Annotated in this window: 14 protein-coding genes; 8 read left to right on the top strand and 6 right to left on the bottom strand. The window is 62.5% G+C overall.

The window, feature by feature from the left end; all coding sequences use genetic code 11:
- Positions 1–379 precede the first annotated feature (379 nt).
- Positions 380–592 carry a cold-shock protein gene (locus H7993_RS09205; RefSeq protein ID WP_122479618.1) on the top strand — a complete coding sequence of 71 codons (213 nt, stop codon included), beginning with the start codon at positions 380–382 and terminating at the stop codon, positions 590–592.
- Between the two features lie 97 nt (positions 593–689).
- A complete protein-coding gene (locus tag H7993_RS09210) occupies positions 690–1,181 on the top strand; it encodes an RDD family protein (RefSeq protein ID WP_185794111.1) in 492 nt (163 codons plus the stop codon).
- 28 nt (positions 1,182–1,209) lie between these two features.
- On the opposite strand, the gene lptG is transcribed toward H7993_RS09210, so the two are convergent.
- Positions 1,210–2,271 carry an LPS export ABC transporter permease LptG gene (lptG, locus tag H7993_RS09215; RefSeq protein WP_185794112.1) on the bottom strand — a complete coding sequence of 354 codons (1,062 nt, stop codon included), beginning with the start codon at positions 2,269–2,271 and terminating at the stop codon, positions 1,210–1,212.
- Entirely contained in the window at positions 2,258–3,382 is a 1,125-nt protein-coding gene (gene lptF, locus H7993_RS09220) for an LPS export ABC transporter permease LptF (RefSeq protein WP_122479621.1), read from the bottom strand. Before lptF ends, lptG begins: the two co-directional genes overlap by 14 nt.
- Positions 3,383–3,644: 262 nt before the next feature.
- Between lptF and H7993_RS09225 the strand changes: the two genes are divergently transcribed.
- The 5 genes from H7993_RS09225 (at position 3,645) to rlmF (ending at position 10,168) form a co-directional block, all read left to right on the top strand.
- The gene (locus H7993_RS09225; RefSeq protein ID WP_122479622.1) at positions 3,645–5,135 is read left to right on the top strand and encodes a leucyl aminopeptidase; all 1,491 of its coding nucleotides are present in this window, start codon (positions 3,645–3,647) and stop codon (positions 5,133–5,135) included.
- 69 nt (positions 5,136–5,204) lie between these two features.
- Entirely contained in the window at positions 5,205–5,633 is a 429-nt protein-coding gene (locus H7993_RS09230; RefSeq protein ID WP_122479623.1) for a DNA polymerase III subunit chi, read from the top strand.
- A 7-nt stretch (positions 5,634–5,640) separates the two neighbouring features.
- The gene (locus H7993_RS09235) at positions 5,641–6,024 is read left to right on the top strand and encodes a DNA polymerase III subunit chi (RefSeq protein ID WP_122796079.1); all 384 of its coding nucleotides are present in this window, start codon (positions 5,641–5,643) and stop codon (positions 6,022–6,024) included.
- Positions 6,025–6,244: 220 nt separating this feature from the next.
- Positions 6,245–9,091 (top strand): valine--tRNA ligase, encoded by a 2,847-nt coding sequence (locus H7993_RS09240; protein ID WP_122479625.1) that lies wholly within the window; start codon positions 6,245–6,247, stop codon positions 9,089–9,091.
- Between the two features lie 123 nt (positions 9,092–9,214).
- On the top strand, positions 9,215–10,168 hold the full coding sequence (gene rlmF, locus H7993_RS09245; RefSeq protein WP_185794113.1) for a 23S rRNA (adenine(1618)-N(6))-methyltransferase RlmF: 954 nt from the start codon (positions 9,215–9,217) through the stop codon (positions 10,166–10,168).
- Between the two features lie 160 nt (positions 10,169–10,328).
- Here rlmF and H7993_RS09250 read toward each other — a convergent pair whose 3' ends face one another.
- Entirely contained in the window at positions 10,329–10,610 is a 282-nt protein-coding gene (locus H7993_RS09250; RefSeq protein WP_122479627.1) for an HU family DNA-binding protein, read from the bottom strand.
- A 408-nt stretch (positions 10,611–11,018) separates the two neighbouring features.
- Here H7993_RS09250 and yejK point away from each other — a divergent pair, with 408 nt between their 5' ends.
- The gene (yejK, locus tag H7993_RS09255) at positions 11,019–12,026 is read left to right on the top strand and encodes a nucleoid-associated protein YejK (protein WP_185794114.1); all 1,008 of its coding nucleotides are present in this window, start codon (positions 11,019–11,021) and stop codon (positions 12,024–12,026) included.
- A 222-nt stretch (positions 12,027–12,248) separates the two neighbouring features.
- On the opposite strand, the gene H7993_RS09260 is transcribed toward yejK, so the two are convergent.
- The 3 genes from H7993_RS09260 to H7993_RS09270 all read right to left on the bottom strand — a co-directional run bounded on the left by H7993_RS09260 (position 12,249) and on the right by H7993_RS09270 (position 14,864).
- Positions 12,249–13,184, bottom strand: a complete 936-nt coding sequence (locus tag H7993_RS09260; protein WP_185794115.1) for a glutathione S-transferase family protein — start codon at positions 13,182–13,184, stop codon at positions 12,249–12,251.
- A 146-nt stretch (positions 13,185–13,330) separates the two neighbouring features.
- On the bottom strand, positions 13,331–13,606 hold the full coding sequence (locus H7993_RS09265; protein ID WP_122479630.1) for a GIY-YIG nuclease family protein: 276 nt from the start codon (positions 13,604–13,606) through the stop codon (positions 13,331–13,333).
- Positions 13,607–13,640: 34 nt separating this feature from the next.
- Positions 13,641–14,864: an MFS transporter gene (locus tag H7993_RS09270; RefSeq protein ID WP_185794116.1), complete on the bottom strand. Its 1,224-nt coding sequence runs from the start codon at positions 14,862–14,864 to the stop codon at positions 13,641–13,643.
- Positions 14,865–15,102 lie beyond the last annotated feature (238 nt).

Consider the following 15,102-nt stretch of genomic DNA (forward strand, 5'->3'; position numbering starts at 1 on the left):
GCTGGTAGATAAAAACTATGACGCATCTATAAAGCGTCATGGTTCCACCGCAATTCGGCCCATGATTGCCACTGCTTGAATCCATTGGCGTCAAGGGAATACAACGTCGTGCACGATCGTGGAGCAACGCGGCGGATACGGCCTTAAATGCGGCAAAAAAAGCTCGAAATGCGCAGGTTGCGAGGGCTTGTTTTTCTCGCTGAAGTTAGCGTAAAGTTTCTCCACTGTGTTTGCATGGGTCGCTTGGATCGTGACCTGGGCAGTAGCTCTGATCATTGCTACAACCCGTTCGACGTCTCTTACTTTCCTGCAAATCAGCCCAGTACTCTTTCATGTGAAAGACGCTGTTAATAATTCTAGGTTTCAAGGAAATTAAGCTATGTCGAATCGTCAAAGCGGTACCGTCAAGTGGTTCAACGACGAAAAAGGTTTTGGTTTCATCACCCCTGAGAGCGGCCCGGACCTGTTCGTACACTTCCGCGCCATTCAGGGCAACGGCTTCAAAAGCCTGAAGGAAGGCCAGAAGGTCACCTTCGTTGCCGTGCAGGGCCAGAAAGGCCTGCAGGCTGACGAGGTTCAAGCCGAGGCTTGATTCGAGCGTCGCCGAAAAGCCCCAGCGCTGATAGCCTGGGGCTTTTTTTGTGGCCGCTCGGCCGACGTGACCGGCCAATTCTGCCCAAGGATCTTCGATGGCGCCCATTGCAGCGCACAACCTGCAGCCGATACCGGCGAGCCTGGCTCGGCGCCTGGCCGCAGCGACCTACGACCTGATCCTGTGTCTGGCGCTGCTGATGGCTGCCGCCGCGCTGTACAAGCTGGCCCAGATGGGTTGGTACGGTGAGGCCCGTCTGCGCGTCCTTTCCGAGGCGGGTGCGCTGGATCGCGATCCATGGCTGTCGCTGCTGCTGACGAGCCTGTCGTTCGCCTTCTTCGCTCGTTTCTGGACCCATGGCGGACAGACCTTGGGTATGCAGGCCTGGGGCATTCGCGTGCAGAACGTCGACGGCAGCACCGTCAGCCTCGGCCAGGCGCTGCTGCGCTTCGTGCTGGCACTGCTGTCCTGGCTGTGCCTGGGGCTCGGTTGGTGGTGGATGCTGATCGAGCGCCGCCAGCGCACCTGGCACGACCTGGGTTCAGGTAGCCAGGTCGTGCGGGTTGCCAAAGAAAAAACCGGCCACTGAGGGCCGGTTCGAAGGTGATCGCCAGGCGCTAGCCGGCGCGTCGCAGCAGCCAGAGTCCCGCCACCGCGCAGATCGCCGCAGGCAACACCACCGCCAGTAGCGGCGGAAAGCCAAACACCAGGCTCGAAGGCCCGAGCAGGTCCTGGGCAATGCGGAACACGAAGCCCACCAGCACACCGGTGAACACGCGCTGGCCCAGGGTGACCGAGCGCAACGGACCGAAGATGAAGGAGATGGCCATCAACACCAATGCCGCCGTTACCAGCGGCTGCAGCACCTTGACCCAGAACGCCAACCAGTACTGACCGTTGTTGAGGCCCTGGTCGGCTAGGTAGTGGATGTACCCCCACAGCCCGGAGATGGACAACGCTTCGGGTGCGACGATGACGGTGCTGAGCAACTGAGGTGTCAGGGAAACATCCCAGCGCTCCTCGGGAGCCTTGACCACTTCGCTGCGATCGGCGTGAAACAGCGTGGTGGTGACCTCGCTCAACTGCCAGTGATCGCCGTCGTATTGCGCCTTGCGGGCAAAGCTGGCGCTGAGCATGTGGCGCTGATCATCGAAACGGTAGCGCGTCACCCCGTACAGCAGGCCGCGTGGCTGCACCGTGTTGATGTGGATGAACTCGTCACCCTGGCGGTGCCACATGCCGTGCTTGCCGCTTTGCGCATCGCCACTGCCCAGGGCCAGCGAGCGCTCGGCCTGAGCCTTGTTCTCTGCCGGCGGGGCGACGTATTCGCCCACCAGTACGCCGACCACCATCAGCACCAGCATCGGCTTCATCACGGCCCAGACGATGCGCCCCACCGAGACGCCCGCCGCACGCATGATGGTCAACTCGCTGCTGCTGGCCAGGCTGCCGAGGCCGATCAGGCAGCCGATCAAAGCCGCCATCGGCAGCATGTCGTAGACCCGCCGCGGCGCGGTCAGGGCAACGTACTTGCCGGCATCGAACAAGGTGTAGCTGTCGCTGATGTCGCCCATTTCGTCGATGAAGGCGAACAGCGAAGCCAGCCCGAGAATGATGCCCAGCACCGCGAGGATGGCGACCGCCACGCTCTTGCCGATGTAGCGATCAAGCTTGACCATGGGTCACCCCCTTGGCGCGACGGCTGGCACGGGCCAGCTTCATCGGTTCCCAGTACATCAGCAGCAGGCCGATGGCCAGGAACAGCACGTGCACCCACCACATGCCCAGTGCTGCAGGCAGGCGGCCTTTTTCCATGGCGCTACGCGCGGCGATGAGCAGAGTCAGGTAGGCCATGTACAGGAGGATCGCCGGCAGCAGTTTGAGGAAGCGGCCCTGGCGCGGGTTGACCCGTGACAACGGGACCGCCATCAAGGTCACGATGAATACCAGCACCGGCAGTGACAGGCGCCACTGCAGCTCGGCGCGCGGCCGTGGATCGGTGCTGCCCCATAGCTCGCCGGTGGGGATGGCTTCGCGGTCGGTGATGTCGCTGCTCACGTCGGGCTTGGGCAGGAGCACGCCATAGGTGTCGTACTGGATGGCGCGGTAGTTGGCCTCGCCCGGATTGCCGTCGTAGCGGAAGCCGTTTTCCAGGATCAGGTAGCGGTTGCCGTCGGCGCGCACTTCCTGGCGGCCCTTTTCAGCCACCAGCACGGAGATCCCGCGGTCCTTGGCCTTGTCCTGGGACATGCGCTTCTCGGAAATGAACACGCCGCTGAGATCGACGCGGTTTTCCGAGAGGCTCTGGGTGTAGGTCACCCGTGTGCCATCGCGCAGCGCCTGGAAGCGACCGGGCACCAGGGTGTCGAATTCGGTCATGGCGTCCTGCTGGTTGATGATCGTGGCGACCTGGGCAACGCCCTGCGGAGCCAGGCTCAGGCTCAACCACGCCACCAGCAGGGCGACCAGCGTCGCCGGAGCCAGGGTGATGGCCAACAGGCGCTGCTGGCTCATGCCGGTGGCGGAAAGCACGGTCATCTCGCTTTCCAGGTACAGCCGCCCATACGCCAGCAGGATGCCCAGGAACAGGCCCAGCGGCAGGATCAGTTGCAGGAAGCCCGGCAGGCGGAAGCCCATGATCATGAACAGCACGCCGGGGTCCAGGATGCCGGACGCCGCCTGGGCCAGATACTTGATGAAGCGCCCGCTCATGATGATCACCAGGAGCACGGCACTCACGGCGCTCATTGTGATCATGACCTCACGGGACAGATAACGGAAAACGATCAAACCAGACACTCCAGGGTCGTCGCGCGCAGGCAGCCCGACAGGGGAACGTAGCAGCCAGGACAGGGGCCGGCCCGCTTGAGCGGGCCAGGTAAAAAGTCGCCGCATTATCCTGTGAAAGGCTGTGCCTGTCACTTAACAGCGGCATCGGGTGGACAATTACCGCCATGCAAAGGTTGCGAGCGGGCTGGGGCTGGGGTCAAACTGGCTGCTTTCGCGCGAACCGTCTTGCGCAAGCATCGACCTAGAATCAGGGGTTCTGGATATGGAATTGGTTGTAAAGAGCGTTGCTGCCGAATCAGTTAAAACCGCGACCCTGGTCGTCGCCATTGGCGAAGAACGCGCCCTAGGCGCCATTGCCAGCAAGATCGACGGCCTGAGCGGCGGCTTGATCAGCGCTGCACTCAAGCGCGGCGACATCGCCGGGCGTGCGGGCCAGACCCTGTTGCTGCCGGGCGTGCCAGCGCTCAAGGCCGAGCGCCTGCTGCTGGTGGGCAGCGGCAAGGACGACGAACTGGCCGACCGCCCGTGGCGCAAACTGGCCAGCGCAGCCTACGGCGTACTGAAGAACCTGGGCGGCAGCGATGCCGTGTTTGCCTTCGACGAACTGACCGTCAAGGGCCGCGATGCCTATGGCAGAACGCGCCTGTTGGCAGAAACCCTGCTCGATGGCGAGTACGTGTTCGATCGCTTCAAAAGCAAGAAGGCCGATCCACGTGCCTTGCAGAAGATCACCCTGCTGACCCAGAAATCCAGCCAGGCCGACGTCGAACGCGCCGTTGCCCACGCCAAGGCGATTGCCAGTGGCATGAGCTTCACCAAGGATCTGGGCAACCTGCCACCCAACCTGTGCCACCCCAGCTTCCTGGCCGAAGCCGCGAAGAGCCTGAGCAAGGCGCACAAGAACCTCAAGGTCGAGATTCACGACGAGAAGAAGCTCAAGGAACTGGGCATGGGTGCGTTCCTGGCCGTAGCCCAGGGCAGTGCGCAGCCACCGCGGTTGATCGTGCTCAACTATCAAGGCGCGAAGAAATCCGAGCAGCCGTACGTGCTGGTCGGCAAGGGCATCACCTTCGACACCGGCGGCATCAGCATCAAGCCAGCCGCCGGCATGGACGAGATGAAGTACGACATGTGCGGTGCTGCCAGCGTGTTCGGCACCCTGCGCGCCGTGCTGGAGCTGGAGCTGCCGATCAACCTGGTGTGCCTGATGGCCTGCGCCGAGAACATGCCCAGTGATCGCGCGACGCGCCCTGGCGACATCGTCGAAACCATGAGCGGGCAGACCGTGGAAATTCTCAACACCGACGCCGAAGGTCGTCTGGTGCTGTGCGACGCGCTGACCTACGCAGAGCGCTTCAACCCGCGCGCGGTGATCGACATCGCGACCTTGACCGGTGCTTGCGTTGTGGCTCTGGGTGGCCATACCACGGGCCTGATGAGCAACAACGAGGCCTTGGTCGGCCAACTGCTGGAAGCCGGCAAGCAGGCCGACGACCGCTGCTGGCAGCTGCCGCTGTTCGAGGAATACCAGGAGCAACTGGACAGCCCGTTCGCCGACATCGCCAACATCGGCGGGCCCAAGGGCGGCGCCATCACCGCGGGCTGCTTCTTGTCCCGGTTCACCAAGGCCTACGAGTGGGCGCACCTGGACATTGCCGGCACGGCATGGGTCAGTGGCGGCAAGGACAAGGGCGCCACCGGTCGTCCGGTGCCTCTGCTCACCCAGTACCTGCTGGACCGCGCCGGGGTGTAATTGCCTACAGCCCGCGTCGCCCTCTGCTCTCGAAGAGGGCAACGCGGTCTCCCGCCCCAGGAACACACCATGCCCCAAGTCGACTTCTATGTTCTGCCCACTCCCCTGCCCGCCGCACGCCTGGATTTCGCCTGCAAGTTGGCTGAAAAAGCCTGGCGGTTGGGCCACCGGGTGTACGTTCATTGCACCGACGCTGCCCAGCGCGAAGCACTGGACGCACGCCTGTGGAGTTTCAAGGGTGAAAGCTTCGTGCCCCACAGCCTTGAAGAGGATGGCCCTCACGCGCCCGTCACATTGGGCATCGCAGCCCAGGCGGCAGGCCATGACGATCTCCTGATCAATCTGGCCTTGAACGTTCCAGGCTTTGCCAGCCAGTTCGCGCGCGTTGCCGAAATCGTCGTCGAAGACCCTGCTATTCGTCAGGCCGCCCGGGAGAGTTTTCGTTTCTACCGTGAACAAGGCTATCCTCTGCAAGACCACCGCTTATCGCGACTTTGAGCCCAAGATGGACAACAACACCAAGCCTTTGCCCAAATCCGTACACCTGCTGGACGACCTCGAGTCGATCCGCAAGCTGCTCGGCGACGACACTCTGCAACCACCGTTGCTGACCGACGCCGTGGTTCGCAGCGAGCCCGAGGTGCCGTTGCTGTTCGAACTGCACGACGAACCCGTGGCCACTGCACCGGCGGCCCTGCCGTCGGAACCGGCAGCGGCACCCAGCCCGGCGCAGAATCGCCAGGATACCTTGTTGCACCTGGACGCCGAACTGCGCGCCGCGGCCCAGTTGATCATGCAGGATGTGATCGACGACTTCGCGCCTCACATCGAAACCGAAATCAAGCGCCGCCTCGAAGCGCGCATGGAAAGGTTGCTCAACCAGGGCTGATACCCTCCCCCGCGCCTTCGTGGCCACGGACCGCTCGCCTACCACCGTAGGAGCGGTCATCGGCCGCGAAACAGGCGCTGCGGTGTGTCAGACATACCTGGTCGCGCCTTTCGCGGCCACCGACCGCTCCTACAGGGTGCGCGTCCCTCCCATACCTGCCATATCCCCGCTATACTTCCCGGCTTTCTTTGAATAAATGCCTTATAGGGTCCCGCCGCGCATGGATAAGACCTACCAGCCGCACGCTATCGAAACTTCCTGGTACCAGACCTGGGAGGCCGAGAACTATTTCGCCCCGCAAGGTGCCGGCGACTCCTACACCATCATGATTCCGCCGCCGAACGTGACTGGCAGCCTGCACATGGGCCACGGTTTCAACAACGCCATCATGGACGCGCTGATCCGTTTTCGTCGCATGCAGGGTCGCAACACCCTGTGGCAGCCGGGTACCGACCACGCCGGTATCGCCACGCAGATGCTGGTCGAGCGTCAGATCGAAGCCCAGGGGCTGAACCGCCATGATCTGGGCCGGGAAAAATTCCTGGAAAAGATCTGGGAATGGAAAGACCAGTCCGGTGGCAACATCAGCCGCCAGATCCGCCGCCTGGGTTCGTCGGTCGACTGGAGCCGCGAACGCTTCACCATGGATGACGGCCTCTCCGAAGCGGTCAAGGAAGCGTTCGTGCGCCTGCACGAAGACGGCCTGATCTACCGCGGCAAGCGCCTGGTCAACTGGGACACCAAGCTGCACACGGCGATCTCCGACCTGGAAGTGGAAAACCACGACGAAAAAGGTTTCCTCTGGAACCTCAAGTACCCGCTGGCAGACGGCGCCAGAACGGCCGAGGGCAATGACTTCCTGATCGTCGCCACCACGCGTCCGGAAACCATGCTCGGTGACGCCGCCGTCGCGGTGAACCCGAACGACGAGCGCTACCAGGCCTTGATCGGCAAGTTCGTCGAACTGCCATTGGTGGGCCGTCGCATTCCGATCATCGCGGATGACTATTGCGACCCTGAGTTCGGTACCGGTTGCGTGAAAATCACCCCGGCCCACGATTTCAACGACTACGAAGTCGGCAAGCGCCACAACCTGCCGCTGCTCAACATCTTCGACAAGAATGCCCAGGTGCTGGCCAGTGCCCAGGTGTTCAACCTTGACGGGACCCTGAACGACAGCGTGGACGGCACTTTGCCCGGCGAATACGCCGGCCTGGACCGCTTCGAGGCACGCAAGCAGATCGTCGCCGCGTTCGACGCCGCCGGCCTGCTGGTCAGCGTCGACGACCACGCCTTGAAAGTGCCGAAGGGTGATCGCTCCGGTACGGTCATCGAGCCTTGGCTGACGGACCAGTGGTACGTGTCCACCAAACCTTTGGCGGAGCCAGCCATCGCTGCCGTGGAAGACGGACGCATCCAGTTCGTACCCAAGCAGTACGAAAACATGTACTTCTCCTGGATGCGTGACATCCAGGACTGGTGCATCAGCCGCCAGCTCTGGTGGGGCCATCGCATTCCAGCCTGGTACGACGAGTCCGGCAAGGTCTATGTCGGCCGCAGCGAAGCCGAAGTGCGCAGCAAGCACGGCTTGGGCGCCGACGTGACGCTCAACCAGGACAACGACGTACTGGATACCTGGTTCAGCTCGGGCCTGTGGACCTTCTCCACCCTGGGCTGGCCGGAACAGACCGAATTTCTGAAGAAATTCCACAGCACCGACGTGCTGGTCACCGGTTTCGACATCATCTTCTTCTGGGTCGCCCGGATGATCATGTTGACCATGCACTTGGTCAAGGACGAGAACGGTACGCCGCAGGTGCCGTTCAAGACCGTCTACGTGCATGGCCTGGTGCGTGACGGCCAGGGCCAGAAGATGTCCAAGTCCAAGGGCAACGTGCTTGACCCGCTGGACATCATCGACGGTATCGAGCTCGAAGCCCTGGTGGAAAAACGCACCAGCGGCCTGATGCAGCCCAAACTGGCGAAGAAGATCGAAAAGCAGACCCGCGACGAGTTCGAAGGCGGCATTGCCAGCTACGGCACCGACGCCTTGCGCTTCACCTTCTGTTCGCTGGCGTCCACCGGTCGTGACATCAAGTTCGACATGGGCCGCGTCGAAGGCTATCGCAACTTCTGCAACAAGATCTGGAACGCGGCGCGCTACGTGCTCGACAAGGGCGAGGATTGCGGCCAGAACGGCGAAGCCTACGAGCTGTCGCTGGCCGATCGCTGGATCATCTCGCAACTGCAGCGCACCGAAGCCGAAGTGACCCGCCACCTCGACCAGTTCCGTTTCGACCTGGCTGCCCAGGCGCTCTACGAGTTCATCTGGAACCAGTATTGCGACTGGTACCTGGAGCTGTCCAAGCCTGTGCTGTGGGACGAAAACGCTCCGATCGAGCGTCAGCGCGGTACTCGCCGCACCTTGGTGCGCGTGCTTGAAGTGGCCCTGCGCCTGGCGCATCCGTTCATGCCGTTCATCACCGAAGAAATCTGGCAGCGCCTGGCGCCGCTCGCCGGTGTGCAGGGCAAGACGATCATGCTGCAACCTTGGCCGGTGGCCAACGAAAGCCGCATCGATACGGCGGCCGAAGACGACATCGAGTGGCTCAAGGGCCTGATGCTGGGCGTGCGCAACATTCGTGGAGAGATGAACATCGGTCCAGGCAAGCCGCTGGCCCTGTTCCTCAAGAACACCGGCAGCCAGGACCAGCGTCGCCTGCAGGAGAACGATGCCTTGCTGCGCAAGCTTGCCAAGCTGGAATCCATCACCGTGCTTGCCGATGGCCAGGAGGCGCCTCTGAGTGCCACCGCGCTGGTCGGCGAGATGGAAGTGCTGGTGCCCATGGCAGGCTTGATCGACAAGGACGCCGAACTGGCGCGTCTGGACAAGGAGATCCAGCGTCTGAATGGTGAAGTGGCACGCGTGGGCGGCAAGTTGTCCAATGCGGCCTTCGTCGACAAGGCGCCTCCCGCCGTCATCGACAAAGAGCGCGCCAAACTGGCCGAAGCCGAACAGGCATTGACCAAGCTGGCCGAACAGCATGCGCGGATCGCCAGCCTGTAATTCGTCTTGCGGGCCTCATCGCGGGCGCTGCTCGCCCCCACAGAGATCTATGCAACCCAGTAGATCCCTGTGGGAGCGGGCTCTGCCCGCGAAGAGGCCGGCAGCCTCACCGGTAACCTCCCCATGTCCACCCCGCAAAAACCCACCCTGCACCCGCGCAATCGCCACCAGGGCCGCTACGATTTCCCGCAACTGATCAAGGCCCACCCGGACCTCGCCCGGTTCGTCATTCTCAACCCGTATGGCAAGCAAAGCATCGACTTCGCCGACCCGGCAGCGGTGAAGGTATTCAATCGGGCCCTGCTCGGAGCGTTGTACGGCATTCGGCACTGGGATATTCCGGCGGGTTACCTCTGCCCGCCCATCCCCGGGCGCGCCGATTATCTGCATTGCCTGGCGGACCTGCTGGCCGAAAGCAACGGCGCAGAGATTCCCAGAGGCACTGCGGTCAAGGCACTGGATGTAGGTGTGGGCGCCAACTGCATCTATCCATTGCTGGGGCACAGTGACTATCGCTGGCAGTTCGTGGGGTCCGACATAGACCCGGTGGCGTTGGCTTCGGCCAATACCATCGTCCAGGCGAACAAGCTGGGCAAGGCCATCACTCTGCGCCTGCAGGGCCAGCCACGGCAGATTCTGCAGGGACTGATAGGCGCCGAGGAACGGTTCGCCGTGACCCTGTGCAACCCACCGTTCCATGCTTCGCTGGAGGATGCCACGCGTGGTAGCCAGCGCAAGTGGCGTGCACTGGGCAAGGCCGATCCCAAGCGCAAGCTGCCGGTGCTGAACTTCGGTGGGCAGAACAACGAGCTGTGGTGTGAAGGGGGCGAGATTCGCTTCGTGACCCAGTTGATCAACGAAAGCGTGGCGCTGGGCAAGCAGGTGTTGTGGTTTTCTACGCTGGTGTCCAAGGCTTCCAACCTTGCGGCCATCCAGGCGACCCTGGGCAAGGTCCAGGCGGCGCAGGTACGCGTGGTGGAAATGGGTCAAGGCCAGAAGCAAAGCCGCTTCGTCGCCTGGACCTTCCTGCCCGAACAGGCGCGTAACAGCTGGTTTACCTCACTACAAACATCGTAGGAGCGGCCATCGGCCGCGAAACAGGCGCTGCGGTGTATCAGGCGTACCGCGGCGCGCCCTTCGCGGGCAGAGCCCGCTCCCACAGGGTTGGGTACATTCCGCGGGCACAAAAAAACCGCGCCCGGGTTGACCCGCGGCACGGTTCGTCGAGCCGTTACAATTACTTGTTGACGGAATCGGTCAGCACTTTGGCTGGGACGAACTTGACGACTTTCTTGGCAGCGATTTCGATGGCAGCGCCGGTCGAAGGGTTACGGCCGGTACGGGCAGGACGCTCGGTGATCTTCAGCTTGCCGATACCAGGCAAGGTGATCTCGTTGCCATTTTCCAATTGATCGGCAACGATCTGGCCCAGCTGCTCGATAGCGTTGCGCGCGGTGGTTTTCGGCGCGTCGATAGCTTCAGCGATATCGGCGATCAGTTGGTCTTTGGTTAATGCCATGGTGGTGTACCTTCCCTATCAAATTCAATTGGATTGCAAAGTGCAGCGTAAGTCGGAGCCGGGCGTGCGACGTCCGCCGGGGCTCACGTTTCGGTCATGCCAATCGCCATTGTAGATACCCAGAATGGCGTTTGGTTCGACTCGAAAGCCGCTCTCTGCGGGGCTTCACGGCCTTGTGGGCCGCAAGACCGGGCAAAACTAGCACAGAGCCAGACAAATATCCGCCACAAGCGGTCCTTTTATTCAGCTTTATCATGGGTTTGGCCGAAAAGTAGACGATTTCGTCGTTTCAGCGCACGCGCCCGTCACCAGCAAGCCGTAAAACCCCTATCTACGTTACACTTCGCCCCTTTGCCGCACGGCCCGCCACGTCCACCGTGCCCGTCAAACAGACCAGCCGAGAAGCCCATGCCGATCCGTCACTGCATCGTCCATTTGATCGACAAGAAACCCGACGGCACACCCGCCGTGCTTCACGCGCGCGACAGCGAGCTGGCCGAGTCCAGCGCCATCGAAAATCTGCTTGCCGACCTCAATGAAAGCTACAACGCCAAGCAGGGCAAGGCCTGGGGCTTCTTCCATGCCGAGTCCGGCGCGCACCCTTTCAGCGGCTGGCTCAAGGACTACCTGGATGAGGGTCGCGACTTCACCCAGTTCAGCCGCACGGCCGTCGAGCACCTGCAGAAACTGATGGAAGAATCGAATCTCTCCACAGGCGGGCACGTCCTGTTCGCGCACTACCAGCAGGGCATGACCGATTACCTGGCCATTGCGCTGCTGCACCACAGCGAAGGCGTGGCGGTGACATCAGAGCTCGACGTCACACCGTCGCGGCACCTGGACTTGGGACAACTGCACCTCGCGGCCCGCATCAACCTGTCGGAGTGGCAGAACAACAAGCAGTCGCGGCAGTACATCTCGTTCATCAAGGGCAAGAACGGCAAGAAGGTCTCGGAGTATTTCCGCGACTTCATCGGCTGCCAGGAGGGCGTCGACGGCCCGGGCGAAACGCGGACATTGCTCAAGGCCTTCAGCGACTTCGTCGAGAGCGAGGACATGCCCGAAGAGTCTGCGCGGGAAAAAACCCAAACCCTGGTGGAGTACGCCACCAGCCAGAGCAAGATGGGCGAGCCGGTGACGTTGAAGGAGTTGTCGGGGCTGATAGATGAAGACCGCCCGCAGGCCTTCTATGACCATATCCGCAACAAGGATTACGGCTTGTCGCCCGAGATCCCGGCGGACAAGCGCACCCTCAACCAGTTTCGCCGCTTCACCGGGCGTGCCGAGGGGCTGTCGATCAGTTTTGAAGCCCACTTGCTGGGTTCCAAGATCGAATACGATGAAGAGGCCGGCACCTTGATCATCAAGGGCCTGCCGTCCCAACTGACCGACCAGCTCAAACGCCGCAAGGACTGACCTGATCCTACAGCGGTTCGCCTGCACCCCGTAGGAGCGGCCACCGGCCGCGAAGCGGGCGCCGCGGTGTGTCAATCAGACCGCAGCGCGCCCTTCGCGGGCAGAGGGCTCAGCCGCCCGCCCCGCTCCCACACCAGGCCCTTGCACATCGGGGACATCCCGTAGGAGCGGTCACCGGCCGCAAAGCAGGCGCCTCGGTGTAACGCGCTGAACGTAAGACCGTTACTGCTTCGCGAGGGCAAAACCGACGCGTGGGAAATGCACATGCACCATCCCGGCGCGCTCGTCTTCGCGCCTTATGATCAATTCCTCGGCACCGGCAAACAACAACTCTCCACACACCGGGTCGACGCCGTAGTCCACTGCCGCCACGCTCACCTGATCGCCGACCTTGAAGCCATTGGGGTCTTCGAACGTTTCCGTAGGCAAGGCTGCCGGAGTAGCCGCCTTGGCTATCGCCAGTGCCTCATCGGCACTCAGGTCGCTGTAGGTACCGTGGCCAAAGCCCAGCACGCGGCCTAACCAGGCATGAATGGCGGGATAGATATCCACCAGCGGTGCAGTAACCGGCGTGCCCTTGAGAAACCACAACAGATGGGCCAGGGAGAAATCTGCCAGAGTAGGTTCGCCAAACAGGTAGTCGCCTTCTGCGTCCTGCAGCTGCTGTTCCAGGCGCGTCATGAACGTCGTCCACTGATGCTTGGCCTGCTCGACCGACAAACGAGTGGCCGTACCACCCTGGAACAGCGCCGTGCGATCTGCGATGAACGCCTTGGCGGCGTCTTCCGGCAGGCGCGCCAGACGAGCACTGATGGACTCGGGTTGAAATACCAGGCTGACCGCATGCTGGAACAGCACAGAATCGGCCCAGGCGGCGAAGGTGGCGACAGTCAGTTCCTGGCCTTGGGGCAACAGCGATGGGAAGGCTTTTTCCTGGTCCAGACGGCGAGCGATCAGGGCCGTGTCGCAATACACATCGGCGCCCACCTGCAACACCGGGGTCTTGCGGTAGCCACCGGTCAACGCCGTCAGATCGGGTTTGGGCATGATCGGCGAAATCAGTACCGAGCGCCACGCGAGCCCTTTGAAGCCGAGCATCAGGCGGGCCTTTTCGGCGAACGGCGAGGTCGGATAGTGATGCAGGATCAAGTCGGACATATCGGCTCCAGCAGGGTGGGAAAGCTCACAGCTTACTCGCCCGCGCGCAGAGCACATACCCCTGTAGCAGCGGCGCAAGCCGCGTCGGCGGTGTATGCGCTGTGCCTGAATTAACGCGCTGCCACCGGACGCGGCTCGCGCCGCTGCTACAGGGGAGTGAATGACGCTACGAGATGCTCCTTGGCAACTTTGCGCAGGCGCTTGATCAGCCGCTCGTGGCGCAGCGCTTCACCTTTGCTGGGCCAGGTTTCGTAGTACACCAATGCCACTGCCGGGCTGGAGAGAAAAAAACGCGCGCCCTTGCCACTCTGGTGCTTGGCGAAACGGCGCTGCGGGTCGTCGCTGATGCCGCAGTAGAGCGAGCCATTCGCCGCGCGGACCAGGTAGACATACCAGGGCTTGGGTGGCGTGATGTCGGTCATTGATTCAGCAACGCCTGTAGGCAAACCCGCGGCATCATTCCACCTTCGTCGCCACCGCACGCACATGCAGCGTACGCCCGGCCCCCATACCCGCCGCCGTGGCGGCGATGCCAATCACGGCAAACACCCACCCGACTGCGCTCCAGCCGCCCGTCATGTCGTGCACCAACCCTACCGCGAAGGGCCCCATCGACGCGATGGTATAGCCCACACCTTGAGCCATGCTCGACAGGTTGGCTGCCACATGGGCGTCCCGCGAGCGCAGCACGATCAGGGTCAACGCCAGTGCGAACACTCCGCCCTGCCCCAGCCCGAGCACGATCGCCCAGCCCCACATCCCGCTCAATGGTGCGTAAAGCAGGCCGAACAAACCGGCCAGACTCATCGCCATCACCGCGACAATTGGCAAGCGCTGATCACGACCGCGGGTGGCCAGCCAAGGCACAGTGAGTGCGCTGGGCAACTGCACGATGATCGAGAACGACATGACCAGTCCTGCCTCGGCGGCAGACAAGCCCCGGCCGATCAGGATCGACGGCAGCCAGCCAAAGACGATGTAGGCCAGCGACGACTGCAAGCCCATGAACAACGTGACCTGCCAGGCCAAGGGATCGCGGAACAAGCCACTGACACGATAGCGGGCACGCTGGACGCCGTGCTTTTGTCGCGTCTGGGGCAGCCAGAACACGGCCGCCAGCAATGCAGGCACCATCCAGAACGCCAGACCGATGCGCCAGCTGTCATCGAAATACTGGCTGAGGGGAACGCTGGAACCGGCGGCCAGCGCTGCCCCCAGGCACAGCGCCATGGTGTAGACGCCGGTCATCGTCCCGGCCTGTCGGGCGAAGTCGCGCTTGACTATGCCAGGCAGCAACACGCCGATGATCCCGATGCTGCCGCCGGCCACCAGGCTGCCGATGAACAATCCCCACACCCCTAATTGGCTGCGCAGGGCAATGCCGGCGGCCAGCACGAGCAGCACACCCAAGACCACCCGTTCGCTGTCGAAACGCCGTGCCAGCAGAGGCGCCAAGGGTGCGAACAGACCCAGGCACAGAACCGGAAGCGTGGTCAGCAGGCCGGCCGTCGAGCCGCTCAGGCCGAGACTGGCCGAGACCTGCGCGAGCAAGGGCGCCATGCTCGACAAGGCCGGACGCAGGTTCAGCGCCACCAGCACCAGGCCAAGGATCAGCAACCAGGGTTTATGCAACGGCGTCACGACGTCGCTGCTCGAAGCGGTACAGTTGGCAGTAGGCATAAGGGTCCAGAAACGAAAGTGCGGACCATTGCCAGAACGCGAACGCCTGATGGTCTCTTGGATACGGCTTTGAGCGAGGAAGCGTAGAGCGTATTGCCAGCAATGGCAAATGCCCAGCCAGCAGGGTGCCATCGGAACCGCAGCGCACCCTTCGCGGCCACGGACCGCTCCTACACCGTTCCCGCATTCCCCGTAGGAGCGGTCATCGGCCGCGAAGCAGGCGCCGCGGTGTATCCGG

This window comes from Pseudomonas baltica (assembly GCF_014235765.1).
Lineage (GTDB): Bacteria > Pseudomonadota > Gammaproteobacteria > Pseudomonadales > Pseudomonadaceae > Aquipseudomonas > Aquipseudomonas baltica.

Coding starts and splice junctions, on each gene's coding strand:
- yejK (WP_185794114.1), top strand. CDS start 11,019: ATGCCGATCCGTCACTGCATCGTCCATTTGATCGACAAGAAACCCGAC.
- lptG (WP_185794112.1), bottom strand. CDS start 2,271: ATGGTCAAGCTTGATCGCTACATCGGCAAGAGCGTGGCGGTCGCCATC.
- H7993_RS09225 (WP_122479622.1), top strand. CDS start 3,645: ATGGAATTGGTTGTAAAGAGCGTTGCTGCCGAATCAGTTAAAACCGCG.
- H7993_RS09205 (WP_122479618.1), top strand. CDS start 380: ATGTCGAATCGTCAAAGCGGTACCGTCAAGTGGTTCAACGACGAAAAA.
- H7993_RS09240 (WP_122479625.1), top strand. CDS start 6,245: ATGGATAAGACCTACCAGCCGCACGCTATCGAAACTTCCTGGTACCAG.
- H7993_RS09235 (WP_122796079.1), top strand. CDS start 5,641: ATGGACAACAACACCAAGCCTTTGCCCAAATCCGTACACCTGCTGGAC.
- H7993_RS09260 (WP_185794115.1), bottom strand. CDS start 13,184: ATGTCCGACTTGATCCTGCATCACTATCCGACCTCGCCGTTCGCCGAA.
- H7993_RS09250 (WP_122479627.1), bottom strand. CDS start 10,610: ATGGCATTAACCAAAGACCAACTGATCGCCGATATCGCTGAAGCTATC.
- rlmF (WP_185794113.1), top strand. CDS start 9,215: ATGTCCACCCCGCAAAAACCCACCCTGCACCCGCGCAATCGCCACCAG.
- H7993_RS09265 (WP_122479630.1), bottom strand. CDS start 13,606: ATGACCGACATCACGCCACCCAAGCCCTGGTATGTCTACCTGGTCCGC.
- H7993_RS09210 (WP_185794111.1), top strand. CDS start 690: ATGGCGCCCATTGCAGCGCACAACCTGCAGCCGATACCGGCGAGCCTG.
- H7993_RS09230 (WP_122479623.1), top strand. CDS start 5,205: ATGCCCCAAGTCGACTTCTATGTTCTGCCCACTCCCCTGCCCGCCGCA.
- H7993_RS09270 (WP_185794116.1), bottom strand. CDS start 14,864: ATGCCTACTGCCAACTGTACCGCTTCGAGCAGCGACGTCGTGACGCCG.